We start from the raw sequence: 20,352 nt of genomic DNA, 5'->3' as shown, positions 1-20,352 counted from the left end.
GGGTGCGGACGGCTCAGACGCCGCCCATGCAGACATATTTCATTTCGAGATAATCGTCGGCGCCGTACTTGGAGCCCTCGCGGCCGAGACCCGACTGTTTGACACCGCCGAACGGCGCGCCCTCGTTGGAGATGATGCCGGTGTTGACGCCGACCATGCCATATTCGAGCGCCTCGGCCACCCGCCACACGCGCGACAGGTCACGCGCGTAGAAATAGGCGGCGAGCCCGAACTCGGTCGCGTTGGCCTGCTCGATCACGTCCTCGACCGTGTCGAAGCGGAACAGCGGCGCCACCGGTCCGAACGTTTCCTCGCGCGCGACCTTCATCTCGCGCGTGACGTTGCGCAGAACGGTCGGCTGGTAGAACAGCGCGCCGGCGTTCGACCGGCTTCCGCCGGTGACCAGTTTGGCGCCCTTCGAAAGCGCATCGGCGACATGGTCTTCCACCTTGGCCAGCCCCGCCTCGTCGATCAGCGGCCCCATATCGACACCGTCCTCGAACCCGTCGCCACCCTTGAGCGCTTCCGCCTGCGCCGCGAACTTTTCGGCAAACGCGTCATAGACGCTGTCCTGCACATAGATGCGATTGGCGCAGACGCAGGTCTGGCCGGCATTGCGGTATTTCGACATGATCGCGCCTTTGGCGGCCGCATCGAGATCGGCATCGTCGAAGACGATGAACGGCGCGTTGCCGCCCAGCTCAAGGCTCAGCTTAAGAATCTGGTCGGCGCCCTGCCGCATCAGGATGCGGCCCACTTCGGTCGACCCGGTGAAGCTGAGCTTGCGAAGCTTGGGATTGGCGCACATTTCCTTGCCGACCTCGGACCCGCTCGTGCCGACGATCAGGTTGAACAGCCCCGCCGGCAGGCCCGCTCGCTCGCACAGGACCGCGATCGCAATGGCCGACAGCGGCGTCTGTGCGGCCGGCTTTGAGACGACGGCGCAACCGACCGCCAGCGCCGGCGCCATCTTGCGCGCCAGCATGGCGTTCGGGAAGTTCCACGGCGTGATCATGCCGACGACGCCGACCGGCTGCTTGAGGACGACAACACGCTTGTCGGCCTGCTGGCCAGGCAGCACGTCGCCATCGATCCGCTTGGCCTCTTCGGCGAACCATTCCAGATAGGACGCGCCATAACGGATTTCGCCGCCGGCCTCGCCCACCGGCTTGCCCATTTCCGAGGTCAGGATGACCGCCAGATCGTCGACATGGGCAAGCATCAGATCATTGAGCTTGCGCAGCATCGCCGACCGCTCCTTGGCGGTCTTGGCGGCCCATTGCTTCTGCGCCACATAGGCCGCATCGATCGCCCGCGCAGTCTCGGCGGCGCCCATGTCCGGCAGGGTGGCGATCGTCTCGCCATTGGCCGGATTGGTGACACCGAACGCCTTGCCGCTGTCGGATTTTGCGATCCACTCGCCGTTCAGATAGCCGGCGGCCGGCAGCAGGCCGGGGTCTGTGAGTTTGCCCAGAAGTTTATCGGAAATCGCCATTCATGCCTCCCGTGCAGCGCGGATGGACGCTTCGAGAATGTCGAGCGCCTCGGAGAAAATCTCGTCCTGGATCGTGATCGGTGCGAGAAACCGGATGACGTTGCCATAGACGCCGCACGTCAAAAGGATCAAGCCCCGCGAAAAAGCTTCGGTGCGGACGCGGGTTGCAAACGCCGCATCGGGGGATTTGGTTGCCGCATCGTTGAATTCGACCGCGTTCATGAAACCCGGCCCGCGAATATCGGCGATCTCCGGTACGTCGTCCCGCAGGCTTTCGAGGCGCTGCTTGAGGCGCGCGCCAAGCTGGTCTGCCCGCGCGCACAGCCCCTCCTCCTCGATCACGTCGAGCACCGCATGGGCTGCGGCGATGCCGATCGGACTGCCGCCATAAGTACCGCCAAGACCGCCCGGCGCCGGCGCATCCATGATGTCCGCCTTGCCTGTCACCGCGGCCAGCGGGAAGCCGCCGGCCAGGCTCTTGGCCATGGTCACCAGATCCGGCTCGATGTCATAATGTTCGGTCGCAAGCAGTTTGCCCGTGCGCGCAAAGCCCGTCTGCACCTCGTCCATGATCAGCAAAATGCCGTGCTCGTCGCAGATTTCACGCAGGCGCCGGAGGAAGCGCGCGGGCGCCTGGTAGAAACCGCCCTCGCCCTGCACCGGCTCTATGGCGATCGCCGCCACCCGCGCCGGATCGACATCGGCCTTGAAAAGCTTGTCGAGCGCGGCCAGCGCATCGTCCTCGGTCACGCCGTGCAGCGGCACCGGAAACGGCGCATGGAACACGTCCGCCGGCATCGCGCCGAAGCCCAGCTTGTAGGGCGCGACCTTGCCCGTCAGCGCCATGCCCATGAAGGTGCGGCCATGAAAGCCGCCCGAAAAGGCAATGACCGCGTTGCGGCCCGTCGCGGCCCGCGCGATCTTCACCGCGTTTTCGCACGCCTCCGCGCCGGTCGTCACGAACACCGTTTTTTTCGGCGTCGGACCCGGCACGATTGCGTTCAGACGCTCGGCGAGCGCGACATAGTTCTCATAGGGCACCACCTGATGGCAGGTGTGCGTGAAGCGTTCCAGCTGGCCACGCACGGCTTCCATCACCTTCGGATGCCGGTGCCCGGTGTTCAGAACCGCGATACCCGAGGCGAAATCGATAAAGCGTTGGCCCTCGGCATCCCAGATTTCCGCATTCTCCGCGCGGTCCGCATAGACCTGTGTCATCATGCCGACACCGCGCGCAATGGCGTCCGTCCGGCGGGCCTGAATCTGGGCGTTGATCATGGCGGGCTCCTCAAAGCGAATATCGGTGCCAGCCTTTCAATATATGGATCAGATTGTCAAATATATTAATCACACTGCCGACGCACGCTTGCTCGAAACCGACCTGCCATGACACAAGATGAGCCATCGCATCGATCCGGGAGGGGCGCGTGACCGAAAACGAGGTGGCCGAACGCCTGCGCGGCGTCCGCGAGGAGCGCGGCCTGTCACAACGCCAACTGGCAGCCGCCGCCGGCATCACCGGCTCGATGATCTCGATGATCGAGCAGGGCCGCACCAGCCCTTCGGTCGCCACGCTCAAGAAGATCCTCACCGGGCTCGGCATGTCGCTGGGCGACTTTTTTGCCGACGACGAAACCTTCACAGGCCAATGGCACTACAAGGCCAATGAACTGCGCGAGATCAATCCCGAGACGACATTCGGCACCCAAAAGCCCGACGCGGCCAGCCGCATCAGTTTCCGCCAGGTCGGCGCGGCCGGCCAGAGCACAATCCAGATGCTGCACGAGCATTATCCGCCCGGCGCCGACACGGGTCCGGAACGCTATGCCCATGAGGGCGAGGAAACCGGCATCGTGATCGAGGGTGAAATCGAGATCACCGTGGGCGGAGATACACGGACCCTGACCAAGGGCGATGCCTATCTGTTCGACAGCCGACAGCCGCACCGGTTCCGCAACGTCTCCGGCAAGCCCTGCACCATCGTCAGCGCCTGCACCCCGCCGACATTCTGAGCTCGGTGGGGATCGGACGGCGGGCCCTTGTGCCCGGCGCACCGATGGACGATGAGACGGGAACGCCATCGAGCCTGCGCAGGGAAGACATGAACACACGCGAACTTCTCGGCCGCCTGATCGCCTTCGACACGGTCAGCCACCGGCCAAACATGCCGCTTATCGTCTTCTTGCGCGATCTTCTCGAAGACGCCGGCGCGGACGTTCAGCTGATCTCCGATGAGACGGGCACCAAAGCCAATCTCTACGCCACGATCGGCCCACACGACCGGCCCGGCATCGCCCTTTCGGGGCACACCGATGTCGTGCCGGTCGAGGGCCAGGCCTGGACCGTCCCGCCGTTCGAGATGACCGAGCGCGACGGCAAACTGTTCGGACGCGGCACGGCAGACATGAAGGGCTTTGTCGCCGCCGCGACCGCCGCTGCCTTGAAGGTGGCCCGAACCGATCTGCAAACACCGCTGCATCTGGCGTTCTCGCACGATGAGGAAATCGGCTGCATCGGCGTGCGCAGCCTTATCGGCATGCTCGCCAAAGCGCCCTTCCGGCCGCGCTTCTGCATCGTCGGCGAGCCGACCTCCATGCAGGTGGGCACCGGCCACAAGGGCAAGACCGCATTGCGCGCCGTCTGCACCGGACGCGAGGCCCATTCCGCGCTGGCGCCGACCGGCGTCAACGCCATCCATCTGGCGACCGATCTGGTGGCCCGTCTGCGCCAAATGCAGGCAGACATCGCCGACCGGGGGGCGTCGGACACCGCCTATGACATTGCCTACACGACCGTGCACGCCGGCATCATAACCGGCGGCGTGCAGGTCAACATCGTCCCCAATCGCTGTGTCCTCGACTTCGAGATCCGCAATCTCGCCGAGGACGATCCGGCGGCGATGATCGCTTCGATCAGTGAAGCCGCACACGCGATTGCCGCGCAATATCATGACGTTGCGCCCGAAAGCGGAATCGAGATCGCAACGCTCTTTTCCTATCCCGGCCTTGAAACGCCCGTCGACGCCGACGTTGTGTCCTTCGTCAAATCGCTGACCGGCGGCAACGACACGATCAAGCTCGCCTACGGCACCGAAGGCGGGCTGTTTCACCGCGATCTCGGCATCCAGACGGTGATCTGCGGTCCCGGCTCCATGGCCCAGGGCCACAAGCCCGACGAGTTCGTGACGGTGGAACAGCTCGAACGGTGCGATGCGATGCTCGATGCACTGATCGACCGGCTCAAAGGCGGCGTCTAACCGTCCATATCCCGCAGATAGCTGTTCCGCTCCCGGCTCGCCGCAAAGGCATCGGGATCGACATCGGCGACGATCAGCGCATCGCCCTCGACCGGCGCCGATGCCAGCGCGGTGCCGTCGGGCGCGACGATGGTCGACATGCCCTGATAGGCAAAACGGCCATCGGTGCTGCAATTGTCCGCATAGGCGATGAAGAGCTGGTTCTCGAACGCGCGCACGGGAACCATGGTCGAGGCGATGAAGGCCGCGTCGGGCCCGAGCGGCAGGGCCGTCGGAACGGCGATCAGATCGGCGCCGGCCAGCGCCAGCCGCCGCACATTTTCCGGGAACTCCACGTCATAGCAGATCAGCATGCCGATCTTCAGCCCGCCAAGGGTGACGATCACGGTTTGCGGCGCCGCCGGATCGAACAGGTCCTTTTCGTAGGGCCCGTAGAGATGGGACTTGCGGTAGATGACGGGCGCCGCACCGCCCGTCACGAAGGCGGCGCTGTTGTGAAGGCACGCTTCGCCCTTTTCGGCGAACCCGGCCACGATTGCGATGTCGTGCGCTTCGGCCATCGCGCCGAGTTGCACGAGCGGCGCGTCACCGGGCGAAAGGCCGGCCATGGCCTCTCCCGCGCCATAGCCGCCGAGCGCCAGTTCGGGCGCGACAAGCACTCGGGCGCCCATGTCCGAGGCACGCGCAGCCGCATCGCCGATGCGTGTCAGATTGGCATCCACATCGCCGGGCACGGCCTGCATCTGGAGGACAGCGACCCGCATCGTCAGCCCTCCGACCGCATCGCGCCCAGAAGCCGGCGGATATCGCCAAACCGGGCGATCAGGCCGAAGACCAGTGCGGCCAGCAGCACGAAGACGACCGATGCCGACGCCATGGTCGGCGTGTATCCGTAGCGCAGCGCATTGAAGACCTTGATCGGCAGCGTCTCGACGGTGAACCCCACCGTCATGTAGGCGATGATGTATTCGTTCAGCGACAGAACGAACGCAAACGCATAGCCCGAAATGATGTAGGGCACGATCAGCGGCAGGATGATGGTGCGCACGATGGTGCGGTCGTCGGCGCCCATGGTCGCCGCCGCTTCGAGCAGGGCGCGGTCGATGGTGGTGAAACCCAGTGAGATCGTCACCAGCGGCAGCGTCACGAAGAAGATGGCGTGGCTGATCACCGCCGTCACCGGCTGGCCGTAAATGCCCGCCGTCGCCCAGAAGCTGAGGAAGCCCAAGGCCGTGATCACCGGCGGCAGGATGAAGGGCGCAACCCCCAGAAGCCGGAACACGTTGGCCCAGGGCGCGATGCGGCGCCACAAAAAATAGGCCAGCGGCAGGGCGATGATCACCGCAAGCGCGGCGGCGAAAGCGGCCAGAAGGAGCGAGGCGACCAGCGCGCCGCGCCAGCCCGGATCGGTGAAGAGTTCGCCATACCAGGCCAGCGACAGGCCGTCCGGCGGGAAGGTCAGCGACTTCTTCTCGTTCACCGACACGCCGGCGACGACGATCAGCGGCATGGCGAGGAAAAGGCCGACCAGCCCCAGGAACACATGCTGCAGGATGCGGCCAGCCATCATGCCTCCCTTCGTCCGCCGGCCATCACCGTCAGGCCGACCAGCGCAAGCGAGATGAGGACAAGGAAGACCGCCATCGCCGCGGCGAACGGCATGTTGGATTGCAGGATCGCCTGATCGGTGATCAGCACCGACAGCGTCCAGTGCCGCGGCCGCCCCAGGATCTGCGGCAGCAGATATGAGCCGAGCGCGAAGACGAACACCATGATCAGCGTCGCGACAATCGTGTTGCGCAGGGCCGGGATCACCACGTTGAAGAACGCCCGTGTGGGCGAGGCGCCAAGCGTCCGCGCCGCTTCCATCAGCGTCGGGTCGAGCCGGACGATCGCCGGATAGAGGATCAGGATCGTGTAGGGCAGCGCCTGATAGACCATGCCCGTCAGCACGGCGCCGAAGCCGGGCAACAGCGCGCGCGGCGCCTCCATCAGCCCGATCGCGACGAACAGGTTCGTGATGCCAGCGGTCCGCGACAAAAGCGTCGACCAGGAAAAGCCGATGATCACCTCGGACAGGGACAGGACCGACAGGAGCGCGACCAGCCAGAGCGTCTGCGCGCGGCGCGAGGCGCGCGTCAGAAGGACCGTGAACGGCACCGACACCGCAACGCAGATGATGGCCACCAGGATCGCAAGCAGCAGCGAAAAGCCCAGCACCGATCCGAAAAAGGGCGACAGGAAGCGCGCATAATTGTCGAAGACGAAATCGGGCGAATAAAAGCCCGCCGGATTGCGCCGGAAGAAGCTGACCGCGAGCATGATCGAGAACGGGATCACGAAGAAGATCACCAGCATCGCGCCCGGAAAGACGATCGGCGCGTAATCGGCGGCGTTTCTGGGCGGTTCGCGCCTCATCGGGCAAGCACCACGCACGCCTCGGGCGGAAAGACGACGCCGACGGGATCGCCGGCCTTGATGCCGGTCCTGTCACGCGGTGTCGTCACGGCGACGATGGTCGTGCCGCCGATATTGACGAACGTCTCTATCGTCCCGCCCAGATCGCGCACAAAGGTCACGGTGCCGGCATGACCCTCGCCTGGACTGGCGATGTGCACGTCCTCGGGCCGGATCGAGATGCGCCCCTGGCCCAGCCCGTCGGGCGCTTGAAGGCCGGCAATTACCCCGCCGAGCACCTCAAGGCGCCCCGCGCCGTCGGTCCGGAAATCGAGCAGGTTGGTCGATCCGATGAAGTCGGCGACGAACGCATCGGCCGGCTGCCGGTAGATCTCAACGGGCGCCGCCGCCTGCCGTATGCGCGCTTCGCCCATAACGACCACCAGATCGGCCATCGTCATCGCCTCGCGCTGGTCATGGGTCACGACGATGGTCGTGATTCCCAATTGCTGCTGCAACTGGCGCAACTCGACCTGCATCGCTTCGCGCAGCTTGGCATCGAGCGCCGAAAGCGGCTCGTCCAGCAGGAACAGTTTCGGCGAGAGCGCGAGCGCGCGGGCGATCGCGACGCGCTGGCGCTGGCCGCCCGACAATTGCGAGATGCCCCGGTCGGCATAGCCGGACAGATGGATCAGCTCCAGAAGCTCGTCGACGCGCGCCCTCTGTTTGACGCTGTCGATACCGCGAATGCGCAGCGGATAGGCGATGTTCTCGCCCACATCGAGGTGCGGAAACAGCGCCAGCGACTGGAACACCATGCCCAGATTGCGCTTGTGCGTGGGCACGGGCGTCATGTCCTGGCCATCGATGACGATGGACCCGTCCGTCGGCTCCTCGAGCCCCGCGATCATGCGCAAAAGCGTCGTCTTGCCGCAGCCGGACGGTCCCAGCAAGCATACGAACGTGCCGTCCGGAACGTTCAGATTGATGCTGTCCACCGCCGTGAACGTGCCAAACCGCTTGGTCACGTCACGCAGTTCAAGGCCCGACATCGCGCCCCCCGCTCATGTGATGGCACCCCGCCCCGGCGATCCCCGCGGCGGGGCGGGATCGCAAAATCAGCCGACGATCAGCTCGGTCCATTTCTGGTTCAGCCAGTCGCCCTTCTCCGTGTAAAGATCGTAGCGCGGCACGATCGGATCGATCTCGGACGACACGGCCGAGAACTCCTCGTCGGTCAGGTCGAGCACGCCGCGTGCAAGCGTCGGCGCGGTGCCCACCTTGCGCGACAGCAGACCCTGGGTTTCCGGCCGGCTCATGAAGTCGATGAAGACATGGGCTTCGTCCGACTTGACGGACGCGCGCGACAGGCACCAATTGCCCGAATCCAGAATGCCGCCCTCCTTGGGGAAGGTCGACCGCACCGGATGGCCATCGGCGGCCGCAAGGCCCGTCACATCGTGGTAGTACTGCCCCATCGGGATCTCGCCCGACTTCAGCGCCTGCTCGAACTGCGCCTCGTCGCGGTACCACAACCGCACGTTCGGCTTGACCTCGGCGAGCTTCTCGAACGCGGCCAACTGGCCCTCTTCGGTGTCGAGCGCATCGGTTCCGCCCATATGCGTCTTGGCCGTCACCTCGAGCAGGAACGAGTTCGAGACCAGCGCAAGAAGGCCGAGCTTGTCCGCATTGGCCTCGTCCCACAGCGCCATCCAGCTTTCCGGCGCCTCGGGATAGGTGTCGGTGTTGGTGACCAGCGTGATGTACCAGGCAACGGCGCCGACCCCGGCCAGCCGTCCATCGGGATATTCGGCGACGAAGGTCGGCAGAAGATCGTCGAAATTGGAAATGCGTGACGGGTCCAGCGGCGCCCAAAGATCGGTGGTCATGCCGCGGCGGGTCGGCGTCTGTGCCATCATCGACACGTCGGCCGGAGCCTGGCCGGCACGGGCCGCCTGCTCGAGCTGCACCAGCCAGGCCTCGCCGGTCGGCTCGGCGATCGATTCAACGGCAATGCCGGTCTCTTCGGTGAAGACCGGGAAGATGTTGGCGTCGAACGAATCCTTGAAGTAGCCGCCATAGACGCCGACCTTCAGCGAGCGGTCCTGGGCCCGCAGGATGGACGGCATGGCCAACGTGCCGGCCATCGCCGCCGCGCCGCCAAGCACCGTGCGCCGGCGCATCGCCTTGTTGAACAATTCAGTCATCATCGTCTCCCTTGTGCGTTTGAGCGCCCGGCGCATCGGCACCGCCGCCGCATGGCCCGTCTGTCCCGTCTATGTGTTTATCGCGCCGATGGCCGGGCTGAAAACCATCAGGCTCAATATCTCGAACAACACCTGCGCGCCCGCATGCGCCGTGTTCGTGGTCGCATCATATTGCGGCGCCACCTCGACCACGTCGCCGCCGACCAGGTTGACACCCTTGAGCGCGCGCAGCAATTCAAGAACCTCGCGTGTCGTCAGGCCGCCCACTTCCGGCGTTCCCGTGCCCGGCGCAAACGCCGGATCGATGGAATCGATGTCGAACGACAGGTAGACCGGGCCGTCGNCTCATGCCGCTTTCCGCCGAGAACTCCCACAGATATTCCGCCGAACCCCGAATGCCGATCTGGATCGTCCGCTCGGGATCGAGAACGCCGTCGAGCACCGCGTTGCGGAACGGTCCGCCATGATGGAACTTGGTGCCATCGAACGCGCCGCCCGTATCGCAGTGGGCGTCGATATGGATCATGCCGACCGGACGTTCACGCCCGACGGATTTGAGGATCGGATGGCTGATCGAATGATCGCCGCCGGCGGCCAGCGGGGCAACGCCGGCGGCGACGATCGCATCGACATAGCGTTCGATGTCGTCATGGCTCTGTTCGAGCCGAAAACGGCTGGCAAACGGCACGTCGCCAATGTCGGCGACAGCCAGATCGAAAGCCGGCGCCGTCTCCAGCACGTGATTGTAGGGTCCGATCCGTTCGATGGCGCGCAAAGCCCTGGGCCCGAACCGCGAACCGTTCCGGTTGGTGACGCCGAGGTCCATAGGCACGCCGAACAGGGCGACCTGAAGCCCCGACAGGTCGGGTGCTGCGGGATCGATCGGCCGGTAGGGCGCGCTGAGAAGCGTGGGCAGCCCCGCATAGGGAGCAAGGCGCGTGCCGTCCTTCGAAAAGATACGGTCTCCGACCGCGCGGAATGCGCGATCGTGAATTTGCCCGCCATGGCCCTCGCCATACTTGTCGCGCAGGGCATTCAGCTTCTTTTCGTTCATGCCGCTCCACCGCCGAATTGACGATGAAAGCGTCGCAAGCGTCCTTTGAAAAATCAATTGATATTGTTAGAGAGATTTCTGTGAACATTTCTCACATCAATGACAGCATATGAAACGCCGCCTGCCCCCGCTCAATCCGCTGCGCGCCTTCGAGGCGACCGCCCGCAACCGGTCGCTGACCAAGGCCGCGCTTGAACTGTCGGTCACCCATGGCGCGGTCAGCCACCAGATCAAGGCGCTGGAAGCGGCACTCGGAGTTTCCTTGTTCCGCCGCGAGGGCCGTCAGCTCGATCTGACCGAACACGGCGCCGAACTGCTGCCGTCGGTTTCCTCGGCCTTCGACGAAATCGCGGCGGCCACCACGCGGATGACCCGTCCGGCAACCTCGGGCAGCCTTTCGGTCTCCTGCGTTCCGGCGCTTTTGTCGCTCTGGCTGATCCCGCGGCTGACCGATTTCACCGCCCGCTTCCCGCAGGTCCGCCTGAGCGTGCATGCGGGCAACGACGCCGGACAGATCCAGAATCCGGACATCGACATCGCCATCCTTTATGGCGATGGCAGCTGGCCCGACTGCTGGGTCAGGCTGTGGACGCGGCTGAACCTTTTTCCGGTGGTCAGCCCGTCATTGCTCAACACCCATCCGGTTCGGTCGGTTCGCGACATCGCAAAACATACCATCCTGCACGCCGACGACGGCATGGAGTGGCGGACGTGGCTGACCGCCGCCGATGCGCTCGACCTGGAGCGCGGTCCGCACCATTTCATGAGCGATGCCCGCCTTGCCATGGAGGCCGCACTCGTCGGCCATGGCGTGGCCCTTGGCGACAGCCTGACGGTCGCCGGCATGCTCAAACGGGGCCAGTTGGTGGCGCCGCTCAATCTTGCCGTGCCAGCGTCTCACAGCTTCTTTCTGGCCTGCCGCAACGATGTGCGCGCCGCGCCGATCGTCGAGATGTTCATCACCTGGCTGACCGAGCAGATCGAGGAACCCGACGCGCGCGTCGAACCGCATCTCGTCGCGCGCCGGGCCTTGCGCAAGAGCGCCGGCAGCCGTACGGGCAAGTCGCCCGCCAACGCAAAGCGGGTTCGCCAGACCGCCCGCAAGCGCACCTGACACCGCGCCGTTCCGGACATCACGATGACCCACCCGCCCTTCAATCCGCTCGTCGCCGGCGTTGCCCCGCCGCCCATTCCCGAAATCATGCGCTGGGCGCGTGACTATGACGGCGCGCTCGGCCCGCCGATCGACATGTCGCAGGCGGTACCCGGCTATCCGCCGCACCCGGACCTGTTGGGATGGCTCGGCGAGATGGCGGCCTCTCCCGCCTGCGCCGGTTATGGCGATATCGAGGGCGAACCGGCCCTGCGTGCCGCCTACGCCGAATGGTCCGCCGCCCTTTATGGCGCCGACATCGCGCCGGACGACATCCACGTCACCGCCGGCTGCAACCAAGCCTTCTTCGCCGCCGCCATGGCGCTGGCCGGTCCCGGCGATACGATGTTGCTGACCAATCCGAACTATTTCAACCAGGCGACGACACTGGCCATGCTCGGCATTTCCGCCAGAACCGTCACCTGCGATCCGGCCCATGGCTTCCTGCCCGATCCGGCACAAATCGCCGATGCGATCCACGACAGCGTGCGCGCGCTCGCCATCGTCACACCCAACAACCCCACCGGTGCGGTCTATCCGCCCGACCTGCTCTCCGAACTTTTCGCCATATGCCGCAAGCGGGGCGTCTGGCTGATCATCGACGAGACCTATCGGGACTTTCTGCCGCCGGGCGCCGGCGCGCCGCACCGCCTTTTCGAACAGCCGGACTGGCGCGACACGCTCATCGGGCTTTACAGCTTTTCCAAGAGTTTCTGCATTCCCGGCCACCGGCTCGGCGCGGTCACCGCCGGCGCGCCGGTCATCGCCGAGATCGCCAAGGTGATGGACAATCTTCAGATCTGCGCGCCAAGGGCACCGCAGGCCGCGGTGGCGCGTGCCATTCCCGCACTGCAAGGCTGGCGCGAGGCCAACCGGCAGGTGATCGCCGACCGCGCAACAGCGCTGCAGGGCGCGCTGGCACACGCGGCGGGCTGGTCGATCGATGCGATCGGCGCCTATTTCGCCTTCGTGCGCCACCCGTTCGATGAGCTGAGATCGACCGAGACCGCACGGTATCTGGCGCAGAAGGCGGGCATCGTGACCGTTCCCGGCGCCTGCTTCGGCGACGGACTGGATGCCTATCTGCGGGTGGCCTTCGCCAATGTCGACGAAGCCGCCATTGCCAAGCTGGCCGATCGCCTGCCGCGCTGACCGGCCCATGACCTTCCAGCACATGGCTGCGGCCGGCCTTGGTGACGGCGGTCCGGCAACCCTCCAATTCCGTTGTTACGCCGGACGGGCCAGCCAGGCGGCAAGCGCCGCATTGACCGCGTCGGGTGCCTCGAGCGTCGTGATATGGCCGGCGCCTTCGACGATCACGAGATCGGCGTCCGGCAACAGCGCGGCCATCTGCTCGTGGATGACGGGCGGGCACATACGATCCTCGGCGCCACACAGGACCAGTGACGGACCCGCAAAGCCCGACAGCGTGCCGGTCTGGTCCGGCCGGTCGCGCAAGGCCAACGACTGACGCGCGAACACATCAGGTCCAAGGATCATCGCCATGTCGAGGAACAGGCCGTTGAGGTCGGTGTCTGCACTGTTCGCCTCGGCCAGATAGTGCGGCTTCATTTCGGTCAAGAAGAGCTCGCGCAGCCCGCCGGCTCGCGCGCGTGCGATCTGATCGTCGCGGATGGCCTTGCGGCGGTCGCTGTCGGCTCCGAAGCTCGTATCGAGCAGCGCGAGGCGCATGACGCGTCCGGGTGCCTTGCGCGCCATCTCCTGGGCGACGATGCCGCCCATCGACAGGCCGGCCAGGTTAAAGCGATCCGGCAGTTGCGCAAGCAGACCGTCCGCCAGCCCGGCCATCGTCTCGGCGCCGGTGATGTCGCCAATGACGATGTCATGGTCGGTGCCAAGCGCATCGACCTGAGGCGCAAACAGCCGCCCGTCGCACATCATGCCCGGGAGGAGGCAAAGCGTTTCGCGGGCCATGGTGTCAGGTACGATCCGATGCCAGTTGCGCGCCTAGGGCAAGCGTGGCCAGCTTGGCATAGGCGATCTCCGGATCGACCGCGCCGAAGCCGGCGAAGGTTCCGAAACCGCAATCGGAGCCGGCGATCACCCGGTCGGCGCCGACAATGCCGACGAAACGCTCGATCCGCTGGGCGACAAGTTCGGGGTGCTCGACGAAATTGGTCGTTGTGTCGACCACACCCGGAACAAGGATACGATCGTCGGGAATCTCGGCTTTCCGGTCGCGGAACACGGTCCATTCATGGGCATGGCGCGGATTGGAGGTCTCGAACAGAAGGTAGCGCGCCTTGGCTTTCATCAGCACGGGAAAGACCTGCGCCATGTCGATGTCACACACATGCGGGCCTTCATAATTGCCCCAGCAGATATGCACACGCACCCGCTCCTGCGGCACGTTCTCGAGCGCATGGTTGAGCGCCTCGACATGGCTCTCGGCGATCTTCACGAATTCGGCGTCGGAGAGGTCGGTGAACAGCATGTGGCGCGACAGCGCCAGATCGGGGCAATCGAGCTGCAGGTCGAGACCGGCGGCGACGATCGTCTCATATTCGGCGCGCATCGCGTCGGCGAGCGCGGCGAGATAGGCATCGCGCGTCGGATAATGCTCGTTCTGCAGGAACAGCGAGATCACGCCGGGCGATGCGGCGTTCATGAAGCCGCGCGCCGCGCCGTGCGTCTCGATGCCGGCCTTGAGGTTGGCGATGTCCTTTTGCAGTTCGCCCTGCCCCTTNGAATGTGGGAAACCGCTTGAGATCGGCCGGCGCGTTGCGCGGGCTGTCGCCGGAAAAGCCGGTGTAGCGATCCTTGACGTAGGTCGCATAGGAGATTTTCGAGGTTTCGCCGTCCGAGACGATGTCGATGCCCGCCTCGACCTGGCTGCGCACGGTTTCGCCGACGGCCTCGGTCATCGCCGCATCGAATTCGGCGGGGTCGTATGGCTCCTCGCGTTCGCGGGCGAAGATGAAGTCGACGACCTTTTGCGTGCGCGGCAGCGAGCCGACATGGGTGGTTGCAATTCTGGTCATGAGCGGCAGCCCCTATCCCGTCTGCAGAGCGATCTGCTTCCAGATCGCCGTTTCGTCATAGAGCACATATTCGCGCCGAAGGCCGCGCGGGCCGTATTCGGCGTGGCCGATGCCCAAAACGTAGACGTCGGCGCCGGTCGGACGGCCAAACGCGCCCCACCCGTCATGCTTTCCGGTCAGCGACCAGCGCACCGCCGCGCGCGGGCTCATCATCGCGTCCTGATTGCCCATCACATGGTCGATGCTGAAAGTCGCCGAAGGGAAGGATGCGCGCAGGCCCATCCAGAACCGGTCGGCCGCCTCGCGTCCGTGCGCGGTCGCGCCGCCAGGATGTTCCAGATGGCATCCCCGGTCATATTCGGTACCGATCACCGCCATCTCGGCATCCATGATGCGCGTCAGCATGTCGGCGTAACGCGCGCCATAGGCGTCATCATTGCCCTTGCCCCCGTAGGGTCCCGGCCGGTCGTTCGCCGGCGTCAGCGGTTGGACGCAGGCGTCCGGTCCGCCCTCGCGATCGATCTGCGTGCGGGCATAGTCGGCCGGGTCCCAACCCATCTGCCGCACGATGGCGCCCTGATCGCGGATCAGCCATTCATCGTCGATCCGGTTGTCGATGGCATGGCAGTCCGCAAGGATGCGGTAGGTCAGTCTGGTGCCCGTGGCCGCGCCATAGACGCCGTCGCCCTCATGGGTCGCTGTCGACACGATGCGGTGCGAGGACAGCATCCCGGTCTCCGGAGTGCCGCACCAGATCACGTCCTCGCCCAGCAATTGCCGGTCTGGAAACTCGGCCAGCGTCGCCATCGTCGCGGCGATGACGCCCTGATTGCCGACCACGACCGAACCGGGCGAACGCACGACGATGTCGTCGGCATAATAGCGGTGCAGCGTGTGAATGCCGCGATCTTCCCAGATTTCCTTGGTGATGCCCAAAATGTAGTCGGGAAAATCGGTGAACCGGTCGTCAAAGCCCTTCATGTGTCCCAACCCTCGGGTATGCGCGCGGAGCCCCGCACGACCAATGGTGCGGGCAGCACGTGCTGCTCGGCACGGGCGCCGGGTTGCTCGATCATCTTCAATAGCGTCGCGACGGTGCGCTCGACCATCAGATTGGCGCGCTGGCGGACGGTCGTCAGGTCGTAGGCCGGCCATGAGGCGGGCGGCACATCGTCGAACCCGACGACCGACACGTCGCCGGGCACCGACAGACCCAATTCGTAGCGCAAGACGTCCATGACGGCGAACGCCATGTGGTCATTGGCCGCAAAGACGGCATCGGGGCGGTCAGGACGGTCGAACATGCGCCGTGCCGCCGCCCGTGCTTCGTCGATCTGGAAATTGCCGACCTCCCGGTCATAGCGGTCGATCCCCGCTTCGCCCAATCCGTCGGCAAATCCCTGTTCGCGGTCGCGCTGGGTCGAGGCCCCTTCCCAGCCGGCAATGTGGCCGAACCGCTTGTGCCCCCCGTCGAGCAGGAATCGTGCCACCGCCCGCCCGCCGGCACGGTTGTCGGAGGTGACCGCCGAAATGCCCGCATCGTCCTGCGCCCGGTTGAACAGCATGACCGGCACGCCGGCGGCCTGGCAGCGCGCCGTCAGTTCCGACGACAACGCCACCGACGCCATGATGATGCCATCGACCTGATAATCGAGGATCTCCTCGAGCACGGTGTCGATATTGCCCGCGGTCTGCGAGGCCATGAAGATCAGGACATGGTAGCCCTCGGCCTGCAGCGCGTTGGAGAGCTTTTCAAGCGCCTCGGGATAGAAGTAATTGTCCAGATAGGCGACGACGAGCCCGATCATCCGGCTGCGCCCGGTGATCAGCGAACGCGCCAGCACGTTGGGCCGATACCCCAGTTTCTCGGCAGCATCGCGCACCTTTTCGGCCGTATGGGCCGAAACGCTCGCGCCGGGCGTGAAGACCCGGCTCACGGCCGAACGGCTGACACCGGCGAGCCGGGCGACATCGATCGAGGTGACCCTTTCGTGCGCCATCACGGTTCTCCGACCGGAAACGGAATCGGCGCCATCGAGCGCGCCTTGTTGAACTCGCGCAGCCGGGCGAACACGTCGACGCCCAGCTGCCGGTAGGCATCCAGAAGGTCCACCAGCACCCAGTTTTCCCGGATCAGCCCGTTCTCGATGCGCCAGAAATCAAGGCTGCGCATGGTGATGCGCTTGCCAGATGGCGCGATACCCATCCAGCCGTCATGGGTCACGGTCTGGATCATGTTCGGCCAGCCCGTGACAGCCACATAGTCGCCGTCGCCGAAGAAGTGATAGACGATCTCGTCGACATACCGGCCGCGATCGGGCATCGCATTGAGGAACGGGATCTGGTGCCAGTTGCGGAAACCCGCAATGCCGCGCCCGGTGCCGATCCCCGAGGGGCCGTACCAGTTCATCTTCGGATGCCAGAAACGCTCCATCTCCATGACGTCCGGCCCGCCCTGGGACGGATGGCGCTTGAGCGCCTCGAGCATATCGATCACATGCTGGCACGACACCGCACTGCGCGCCTCGTCGCGCGGCCCGCGGACCAGTCCGTCCATCGTCGCCGGCGCCGGAACCTGCCATTCGCGGCCGAGCGTCGGCGCCATCGGCCAGGCGCCGGCCTGGATCATCACCTCGGGGATGTCCCACAGCGCCTGCATCTCGGTGACGCGGCCATCCTCGAAGCGGAAGAACTCGTGAAAGCGCATGGCGACCTGATGGCCGGTCGGCGGAATGTCGAGCCACGGCGCGACAAACGTGCCGGTGTAGTAGCCGCCGCACCCGACCCAGTCGGCACCCTCTTCAGTCCCGCCCGCCATGACAATGTAGTCGCGCCGCTCCAGATCGGGCAAAGCGGCAAAAAGCGGCGCATAGGCCGTCTCGTACAGCGCTCCTGGCCCTTCCATCTCGCCCAGCGGATGCGCCAGCCGCACCGGTGCGTCGGGCGCCAAAAGCGCGTTGAGCGCGGCCTTCACGCCCTCTTCGGTGAAATCGTACATCGCGGCCCGAAGCGGTGCGACGGCCGCCTTGTGGGCGGAATGACGGTCGACCGGCATCGTCATGCCGCAGCCTCGCTCCGCGGGCGCGGCGGCATCCGCTCGCCCCGGTCGAACGCTTCCCAGCCCTCGCCGCCGAACACGTCGACGCCCAGCTGCGCCAGAATATGGGGGAAATCGACCATCACCCAATTGTCGACGATCTTGCCGTCGACCACCTTCCAGAAATCCATGTAGCGGATTTCAACGCGCTTGCCGGTTGGCGCAACGCCCATGAAGGCGCCCGAATGGGTCGCCTCCTGACGACCGAAAGCGGCCGCCCACTCGCCCATATAGAGCCGTGCCTCGTCGACGCAGACCTTGTCGGAAAACGCCGCCTGGAACGGCCGCTGCCAATGGTCCTGGAACTCGCGCAGACCGGTCTTGGTGCCGCAGCCGAAATTGCCCATCCAGCGAAAGCTCTCGGCAAAGAACTCGCCCATGTCAGCGATGCGGTGATCGTTGAGCCCGTCGACCATCTGCTCGATGACGCGGCGCGTATCCTCGGTCCTGGACATGTCCGTATCGCGGCTGAGCACCGCCTGCTCGGGTCGGGACCCCTTCATCCTTTGACGGCTCCCGCGGTCAGGCCGCTGACGATCTGGCGCTGGAAGATCATCACCAGCAGGAACAGCGGCGCAGTGATCGAGACGGCAGCGGCAACCGCCTCGACCTGGTCGGTCGTCGTCGTCTCGCGGTTGAAATAGCCGGCAATCGCCGGGACCATGGTCTGGTTCTGGGCGTCGAGCAGCAGCGAGGTCACCAGCAGATCGTTGTAGGCGAGGAGAAACGAGAACAGGCCCGTCGTGATCACGCCGGGCCACATGACCGGCATGATCACCCACCGGAACGCCTGGAAATGGGTGCAGCCATCGACGCGCGCCGCCTCGTCCAGTTCGTTGGGGATGTTCTGGAAGAACGAGCGCAGCATCCAGATCGTGAAGGGCTGGTTGATCGCGACCAGCACGGCGATCACCGCCAGCGGCTGGCCGTAGAGCGTCGGCGCGTTGTCGCCCAGGATCGGCCGCAGGATCTCAGCCGAGTTGATGAAGACCGGCAGATAGCCGGCCACCAGAACCGAATGGGGCAGTGCGCGGAAGATCAGCGCGATGATCAGGATCCAGAAGGCAAGGTTGGAGCCCGACCGCGCCAGCCCATAGCCGGCCAGCGTGCCGACCGTCAGCGAAATCGTCACCACGCCGGCGGTAACGATCAGCGAATTCTGGAAGTTGCGCCAGAAGCCATTTTCGATCCAGACGGAATAATAGTGCTCGGCGGTCAGCCCCAAAACCGGTGCGCCCAGCGGACCGGCGACGGAGTTGAGCACCCCGAGCACCGCCGGCAGAATGCCGAAGAAGACGACCAGAAACCCGATCGCATAGGCGCCGGCACCGACAAGCCAGCCGATGACGGTCATGCCCTGCGGCGACAACCGGTCGACCCATTTGGGAAGCCGGGTGAAAGCCAAACGCACGGCGGCGATCAGGACCGCAAGGCCGATCGCGATGTCGAGGATCGAAAGACCGTCGCCGCCGGCGCGGGTCGTCGGCCCGAAAATCACGTCGAGCGGGTTGGCCGAGAACGCATCGACCGGCGATTTGAAGCTCATCACCGCGATCCAGAAAATCGGAAAGGCGGCAATCAGGCACCAGAAGGCCAGGAAGGAGGCAGAGGCGAACCGCAGCGAGAACGGTTGCTGGAGCGCTTTGGGCGTTGCCATCAGTGCGCACTCCCCTTGTGGTCGCGCCAGGTGCGGCGCAGCAGCGGGATCAGCAGGATGACGATGCCGATCATGGTCAGCATAGCGCTCGCCGAGGCGCGGCTGATCGCCCGGTTGCCCGCATCGTCCGGCTCCAGAAGGTCATAGGTCAGCCATTGCAGCGTTATGCGGTGTGCCTGCGAGGAGAAGCCGACCACCTCCTCGAAAGCGCGGTAGGCATCCATCAGGTGGATCAGCGCCACGAAGATGATCAGCGGCATCAGATGCGGGACGACCACATAGCGCAGACGCTCGAACCGGCTCGCCCCGTCGATGATGGCGCTTTCGAGCGTATCCTGATTGACCGTCTGTAGTCCGGCATAGAAGATGACAAAGGCGAACGGCGCCACATGCCAGACGCGGTAGAACATCATCAGCAGCTCGATCGCCCAGCCATTGGCGGCAACGGAAATGTCGGTGGCCAGCATGTCCTCGAGCAGGGCCGTGACGATGCCGTCGCCATAGAAAAGCCAGCGGATCGACAGCGCGCCGATGACGGGCGTGATGATGAAGGGCAGAAGCGACACGAAGATGATCTGGCCGCGGATCGAACGGGCCGCATTGTTGACGGCGAGCGCGATCGCCAGGCCGAGCCCGATCACCAGCGGCAGGGTGACGAGCGTGAAGGTCAGCGTGAAGCGCAGCGCTTTCCAGAAGTCGATGGCCAGAATGGAGCTCCAGGTACCGCTGGCGATCGCCGCGCCCACCTGGTCGAGCTGCAGAACCCGCGCATAGCTCAGGAGCCCGACCCATTCGGTCGTCGTCTGCGGATTGCCGAACTCATCCAGGACCGGCGTCGTCTTTGTCTCCGTGACGCAGGTCTGGCCGACAAAGCCGGGTGTGCAGGTCTCGACTTCGACGGTCTCGACGACCGGCTGGGTGATCTGGAAGCTCTGCAGAAAGACGCTGGCAAGCGGGAAGGCGATGAACAGCACCATCATGAAGACCGACGGCCCCACGAACCACGCCAGTGTCCTGAATTTCATGATCGCCTC

Annotated in this window: 20 protein-coding genes and 2 pseudogenes; 4 read left to right on the top strand and 18 right to left on the bottom strand. The window is 65.1% G+C overall.

Annotation, left to right across the window (positions count from 1 at the left end; all coding sequences use genetic code 11):
- Positions 1-13 precede the first annotated feature (13 nt).
- Both DEM25_RS16805 and DEM25_RS16800 read right to left on the bottom strand, forming a co-directional pair.
- Positions 14-1,495: an NAD-dependent succinate-semialdehyde dehydrogenase gene (locus tag DEM25_RS16805; RefSeq protein WP_109767691.1), complete on the bottom strand. Its 1,482-nt coding sequence runs from the start codon at positions 1,493-1,495 to the stop codon at positions 14-16.
- Positions 1,496-2,773, bottom strand: coding sequence for a 4-aminobutyrate--2-oxoglutarate transaminase (locus DEM25_RS16800; RefSeq protein WP_109767692.1), 1,278 nt, complete (start codon positions 2,771-2,773; stop codon positions 1,496-1,498). It lies immediately after the preceding gene.
- A 149-nt stretch (positions 2,774-2,922) separates the two neighbouring features.
- Between DEM25_RS16800 and DEM25_RS16795 the strand changes: the two genes are divergently transcribed.
- On the top strand, positions 2,923-3,507 hold the full coding sequence (locus tag DEM25_RS16795) for a cupin domain-containing protein (RefSeq protein WP_109767693.1): 585 nt from the start codon (positions 2,923-2,925) through the stop codon (positions 3,505-3,507).
- 44 nt (positions 3,508-3,551) lie between these two features.
- Positions 3,552-4,751 (top strand): acetylornithine deacetylase, encoded by a 1,200-nt coding sequence (gene argE / locus DEM25_RS16790; protein WP_342633490.1) that lies wholly within the window; start codon positions 3,552-3,554, stop codon positions 4,749-4,751.
- Here the strand turns inward: argE and DEM25_RS16785 are convergent.
- The 7 genes and pseudogenes from DEM25_RS16785 to DEM25_RS16760 all read right to left on the bottom strand — a co-directional run.
- Entirely contained in the window at positions 4,748-5,515 is a 768-nt protein-coding gene (locus DEM25_RS16785; protein WP_109767694.1) for a carbon-nitrogen hydrolase family protein, read from the bottom strand. The genes argE and DEM25_RS16785 overlap by 4 nt on opposite strands.
- A 2-nt stretch (positions 5,516-5,517) precedes the next feature.
- Complete coding sequence (locus DEM25_RS16780) at positions 5,518-6,318, bottom strand: ABC transporter permease (protein WP_109767695.1); 801 nt, start codon at positions 6,316-6,318, stop codon at positions 5,518-5,520.
- Complete coding sequence (locus tag DEM25_RS16775) at positions 6,318-7,169, bottom strand: ABC transporter permease (protein ID WP_109767696.1); 852 nt, start codon at positions 7,167-7,169, stop codon at positions 6,318-6,320. Before DEM25_RS16775 ends, DEM25_RS16780 begins: the two co-directional genes overlap by 1 nt.
- A complete protein-coding gene (locus tag DEM25_RS16770; protein ID WP_109767697.1) occupies positions 7,166-8,200 on the bottom strand; it encodes an ABC transporter ATP-binding protein in 1,035 nt (344 codons plus the stop codon). Before DEM25_RS16770 ends, DEM25_RS16775 begins: the two co-directional genes overlap by 4 nt.
- 66 nt (positions 8,201-8,266) lie before the next feature.
- Entirely contained in the window at positions 8,267-9,355 is a 1,089-nt protein-coding gene (locus DEM25_RS16765; protein ID WP_420578899.1) for an ABC transporter substrate-binding protein, read from the bottom strand.
- Positions 9,356-9,424: 69 nt separating this feature from the next.
- A pseudogene (locus DEM25_RS18540) lies at positions 9,425-9,697 on the bottom strand (arginase family protein); the annotation flags it as partial.
- Between the two features lie 4 nt (positions 9,698-9,701).
- Positions 9,702-10,409 (bottom strand): annotated as a pseudogene (locus DEM25_RS16760) (arginase family protein); the annotation flags it as partial.
- Between the two features lie 109 nt (positions 10,410-10,518).
- Between DEM25_RS16760 and gcvA the strand changes: the two are divergent.
- Together gcvA and DEM25_RS16750 are read left to right on the top strand one after the other, a co-directional pair.
- A complete protein-coding gene (gene gcvA, locus DEM25_RS16755) occupies positions 10,519-11,523 on the top strand; it encodes a transcriptional regulator GcvA (protein ID WP_109767699.1) in 1,005 nt (334 codons plus the stop codon).
- Between the two features lie 24 nt (positions 11,524-11,547).
- Positions 11,548-12,714, top strand: coding sequence for an aminotransferase (locus DEM25_RS16750; protein ID WP_109767700.1), 1,167 nt, complete (start codon positions 11,548-11,550; stop codon positions 12,712-12,714).
- A 75-nt stretch (positions 12,715-12,789) separates the two neighbouring features.
- On the opposite strand, the gene DEM25_RS16745 is transcribed toward DEM25_RS16750, so the two are convergent.
- The 9 genes from DEM25_RS16745 to DEM25_RS16710 form a co-directional block, all read right to left on the bottom strand.
- A complete protein-coding gene (locus DEM25_RS16745; RefSeq protein ID WP_196780428.1) occupies positions 12,790-13,497 on the bottom strand; it encodes an alpha/beta fold hydrolase in 708 nt (235 codons plus the stop codon).
- Positions 13,498-13,501: 4 nt separating this feature from the next.
- A complete protein-coding gene (locus DEM25_RS18250) occupies positions 13,502-14,191 on the bottom strand; it encodes a uroporphyrinogen decarboxylase/cobalamine-independent methonine synthase family protein (RefSeq protein ID WP_245412960.1) in 690 nt (229 codons plus the stop codon).
- Positions 14,082-14,564, bottom strand: coding sequence for a uroporphyrinogen decarboxylase/cobalamine-independent methonine synthase family protein (locus DEM25_RS18245; protein WP_245412959.1), 483 nt, complete (start codon positions 14,562-14,564; stop codon positions 14,082-14,084). The genes DEM25_RS18250 and DEM25_RS18245 overlap by 110 nt, the downstream gene beginning before the upstream one ends.
- 12 nt (positions 14,565-14,576) lie before the next feature.
- The gene (locus DEM25_RS16735; protein WP_109767702.1) at positions 14,577-15,545 is read right to left on the bottom strand and encodes a nuclear transport factor 2 family protein; all 969 of its coding nucleotides are present in this window, start codon (positions 15,543-15,545) and stop codon (positions 14,577-14,579) included.
- On the bottom strand, positions 15,542-16,564 hold the full coding sequence (locus DEM25_RS16730; RefSeq protein WP_109767703.1) for a LacI family DNA-binding transcriptional regulator: 1,023 nt from the start codon (positions 16,562-16,564) through the stop codon (positions 15,542-15,544). The genes DEM25_RS16735 and DEM25_RS16730 overlap by 4 nt, the downstream gene beginning before the upstream one ends.
- Complete coding sequence (locus DEM25_RS16725) at positions 16,564-17,625, bottom strand: ester cyclase (protein WP_196780427.1); 1,062 nt, start codon at positions 17,623-17,625, stop codon at positions 16,564-16,566. The genes DEM25_RS16730 and DEM25_RS16725 overlap by 1 nt, the downstream gene beginning before the upstream one ends.
- A complete protein-coding gene (locus DEM25_RS16720) occupies positions 17,622-18,164 on the bottom strand; it encodes an ester cyclase (RefSeq protein ID WP_109767704.1) in 543 nt (180 codons plus the stop codon). Before DEM25_RS16720 ends, DEM25_RS16725 begins: the two co-directional genes overlap by 4 nt.
- Entirely contained in the window at positions 18,161-19,318 is a 1,158-nt protein-coding gene (locus DEM25_RS16715; RefSeq protein ID WP_109767705.1) for a carbohydrate ABC transporter permease, read from the bottom strand. Before DEM25_RS16715 ends, DEM25_RS16720 begins: the two co-directional genes overlap by 4 nt.
- Entirely contained in the window at positions 19,318-20,343 is a 1,026-nt protein-coding gene (locus DEM25_RS16710) for a carbohydrate ABC transporter permease (RefSeq protein ID WP_109767706.1), read from the bottom strand. The genes DEM25_RS16715 and DEM25_RS16710 overlap by 1 nt, the downstream gene beginning before the upstream one ends.
- Between the last annotated feature and the right edge of the window lie 9 nt (positions 20,344-20,352).

Origin of the sequence: Oceaniradius stylonematis (genome assembly GCF_003149475.2) — a bacterium.
Lineage (GTDB): Bacteria > Pseudomonadota > Alphaproteobacteria > Rhizobiales > Rhizobiaceae > Roseitalea > Roseitalea stylonematis.
The sequence above is the reverse complement of the archived record's forward strand: the minus strand, read 5'-3'. Positions and strand labels throughout refer to the sequence as shown.

Bases quoted from the DNA above. Each gene is read 5' to 3' on its own strand.
- DEM25_RS16735 (WP_109767702.1), bottom strand. From the start codon at position 15,545: ATGAAGGGCTTTGACGACCGGTTCACCGATTTTCCCGACTACATTTTG.
- DEM25_RS16710 (WP_109767706.1), bottom strand. From the start codon at position 20,343: ATGAAATTCAGGACACTGGCGTGGTTCGTGGGGCCGTCGGTCTTCATG.
- DEM25_RS16800 (WP_109767692.1), bottom strand. From the start codon at position 2,773: ATGATCAACGCCCAGATTCAGGCCCGCCGGACGGACGCCATTGCGCGC.
- DEM25_RS16775 (WP_109767696.1), bottom strand. From the start codon at position 7,169: ATGAGGCGCGAACCGCCCAGAAACGCCGCCGATTACGCGCCGATCGTC.
- DEM25_RS16720 (WP_109767704.1), bottom strand. From the start codon at position 18,164: ATGAAGGGGTCCCGACCCGAGCAGGCGGTGCTCAGCCGCGATACGGAC.
- DEM25_RS16725 (WP_196780427.1), bottom strand. From the start codon at position 17,625: ATGACGATGCCGGTCGACCGTCATTCCGCCCACAAGGCGGCCGTCGCA.
- argE (WP_342633490.1), top strand. From the start codon at position 3,552: ATGGACGATGAGACGGGAACGCCATCGAGCCTGCGCAGGGAAGACATG.
- DEM25_RS16745 (WP_196780428.1), bottom strand. From the start codon at position 13,497: ATGGCCCGCGAAACGCTTTGCCTCCTCCCGGGCATGATGTGCGACGGG.
- DEM25_RS16730 (WP_109767703.1), bottom strand. From the start codon at position 16,564: ATGGCGCACGAAAGGGTCACCTCGATCGATGTCGCCCGGCTCGCCGGT.
- DEM25_RS18250 (WP_245412960.1), bottom strand. From the start codon at position 14,191: ATGAACGCCGCATCGCCCGGCGTGATCTCGCTGTTCCTGCAGAACGAG.
- DEM25_RS16750 (WP_109767700.1), top strand. From the start codon at position 11,548: ATGACCCACCCGCCCTTCAATCCGCTCGTCGCCGGCGTTGCCCCGCCG.
- DEM25_RS16780 (WP_109767695.1), bottom strand. From the start codon at position 6,318: ATGGCTGGCCGCATCCTGCAGCATGTGTTCCTGGGGCTGGTCGGCCTT.
- DEM25_RS16770 (WP_109767697.1), bottom strand. From the start codon at position 8,200: ATGTCGGGCCTTGAACTGCGTGACGTGACCAAGCGGTTTGGCACGTTC.
- DEM25_RS16805 (WP_109767691.1), bottom strand. From the start codon at position 1,495: ATGGCGATTTCCGATAAACTTCTGGGCAAACTCACAGACCCCGGCCTG.
- DEM25_RS16715 (WP_109767705.1), bottom strand. From the start codon at position 19,318: ATGGCAACGCCCAAAGCGCTCCAGCAACCGTTCTCGCTGCGGTTCGCC.
- DEM25_RS16765 (WP_420578899.1), bottom strand. From the start codon at position 9,355: ATGACTGAATTGTTCAACAAGGCGATGCGCCGGCGCACGGTGCTTGGC.
- gcvA (WP_109767699.1), top strand. From the start codon at position 10,519: ATGAAACGCCGCCTGCCCCCGCTCAATCCGCTGCGCGCCTTCGAGGCG.
- DEM25_RS16785 (WP_109767694.1), bottom strand. From the start codon at position 5,515: ATGCGGGTCGCTGTCCTCCAGATGCAGGCCGTGCCCGGCGATGTGGAT.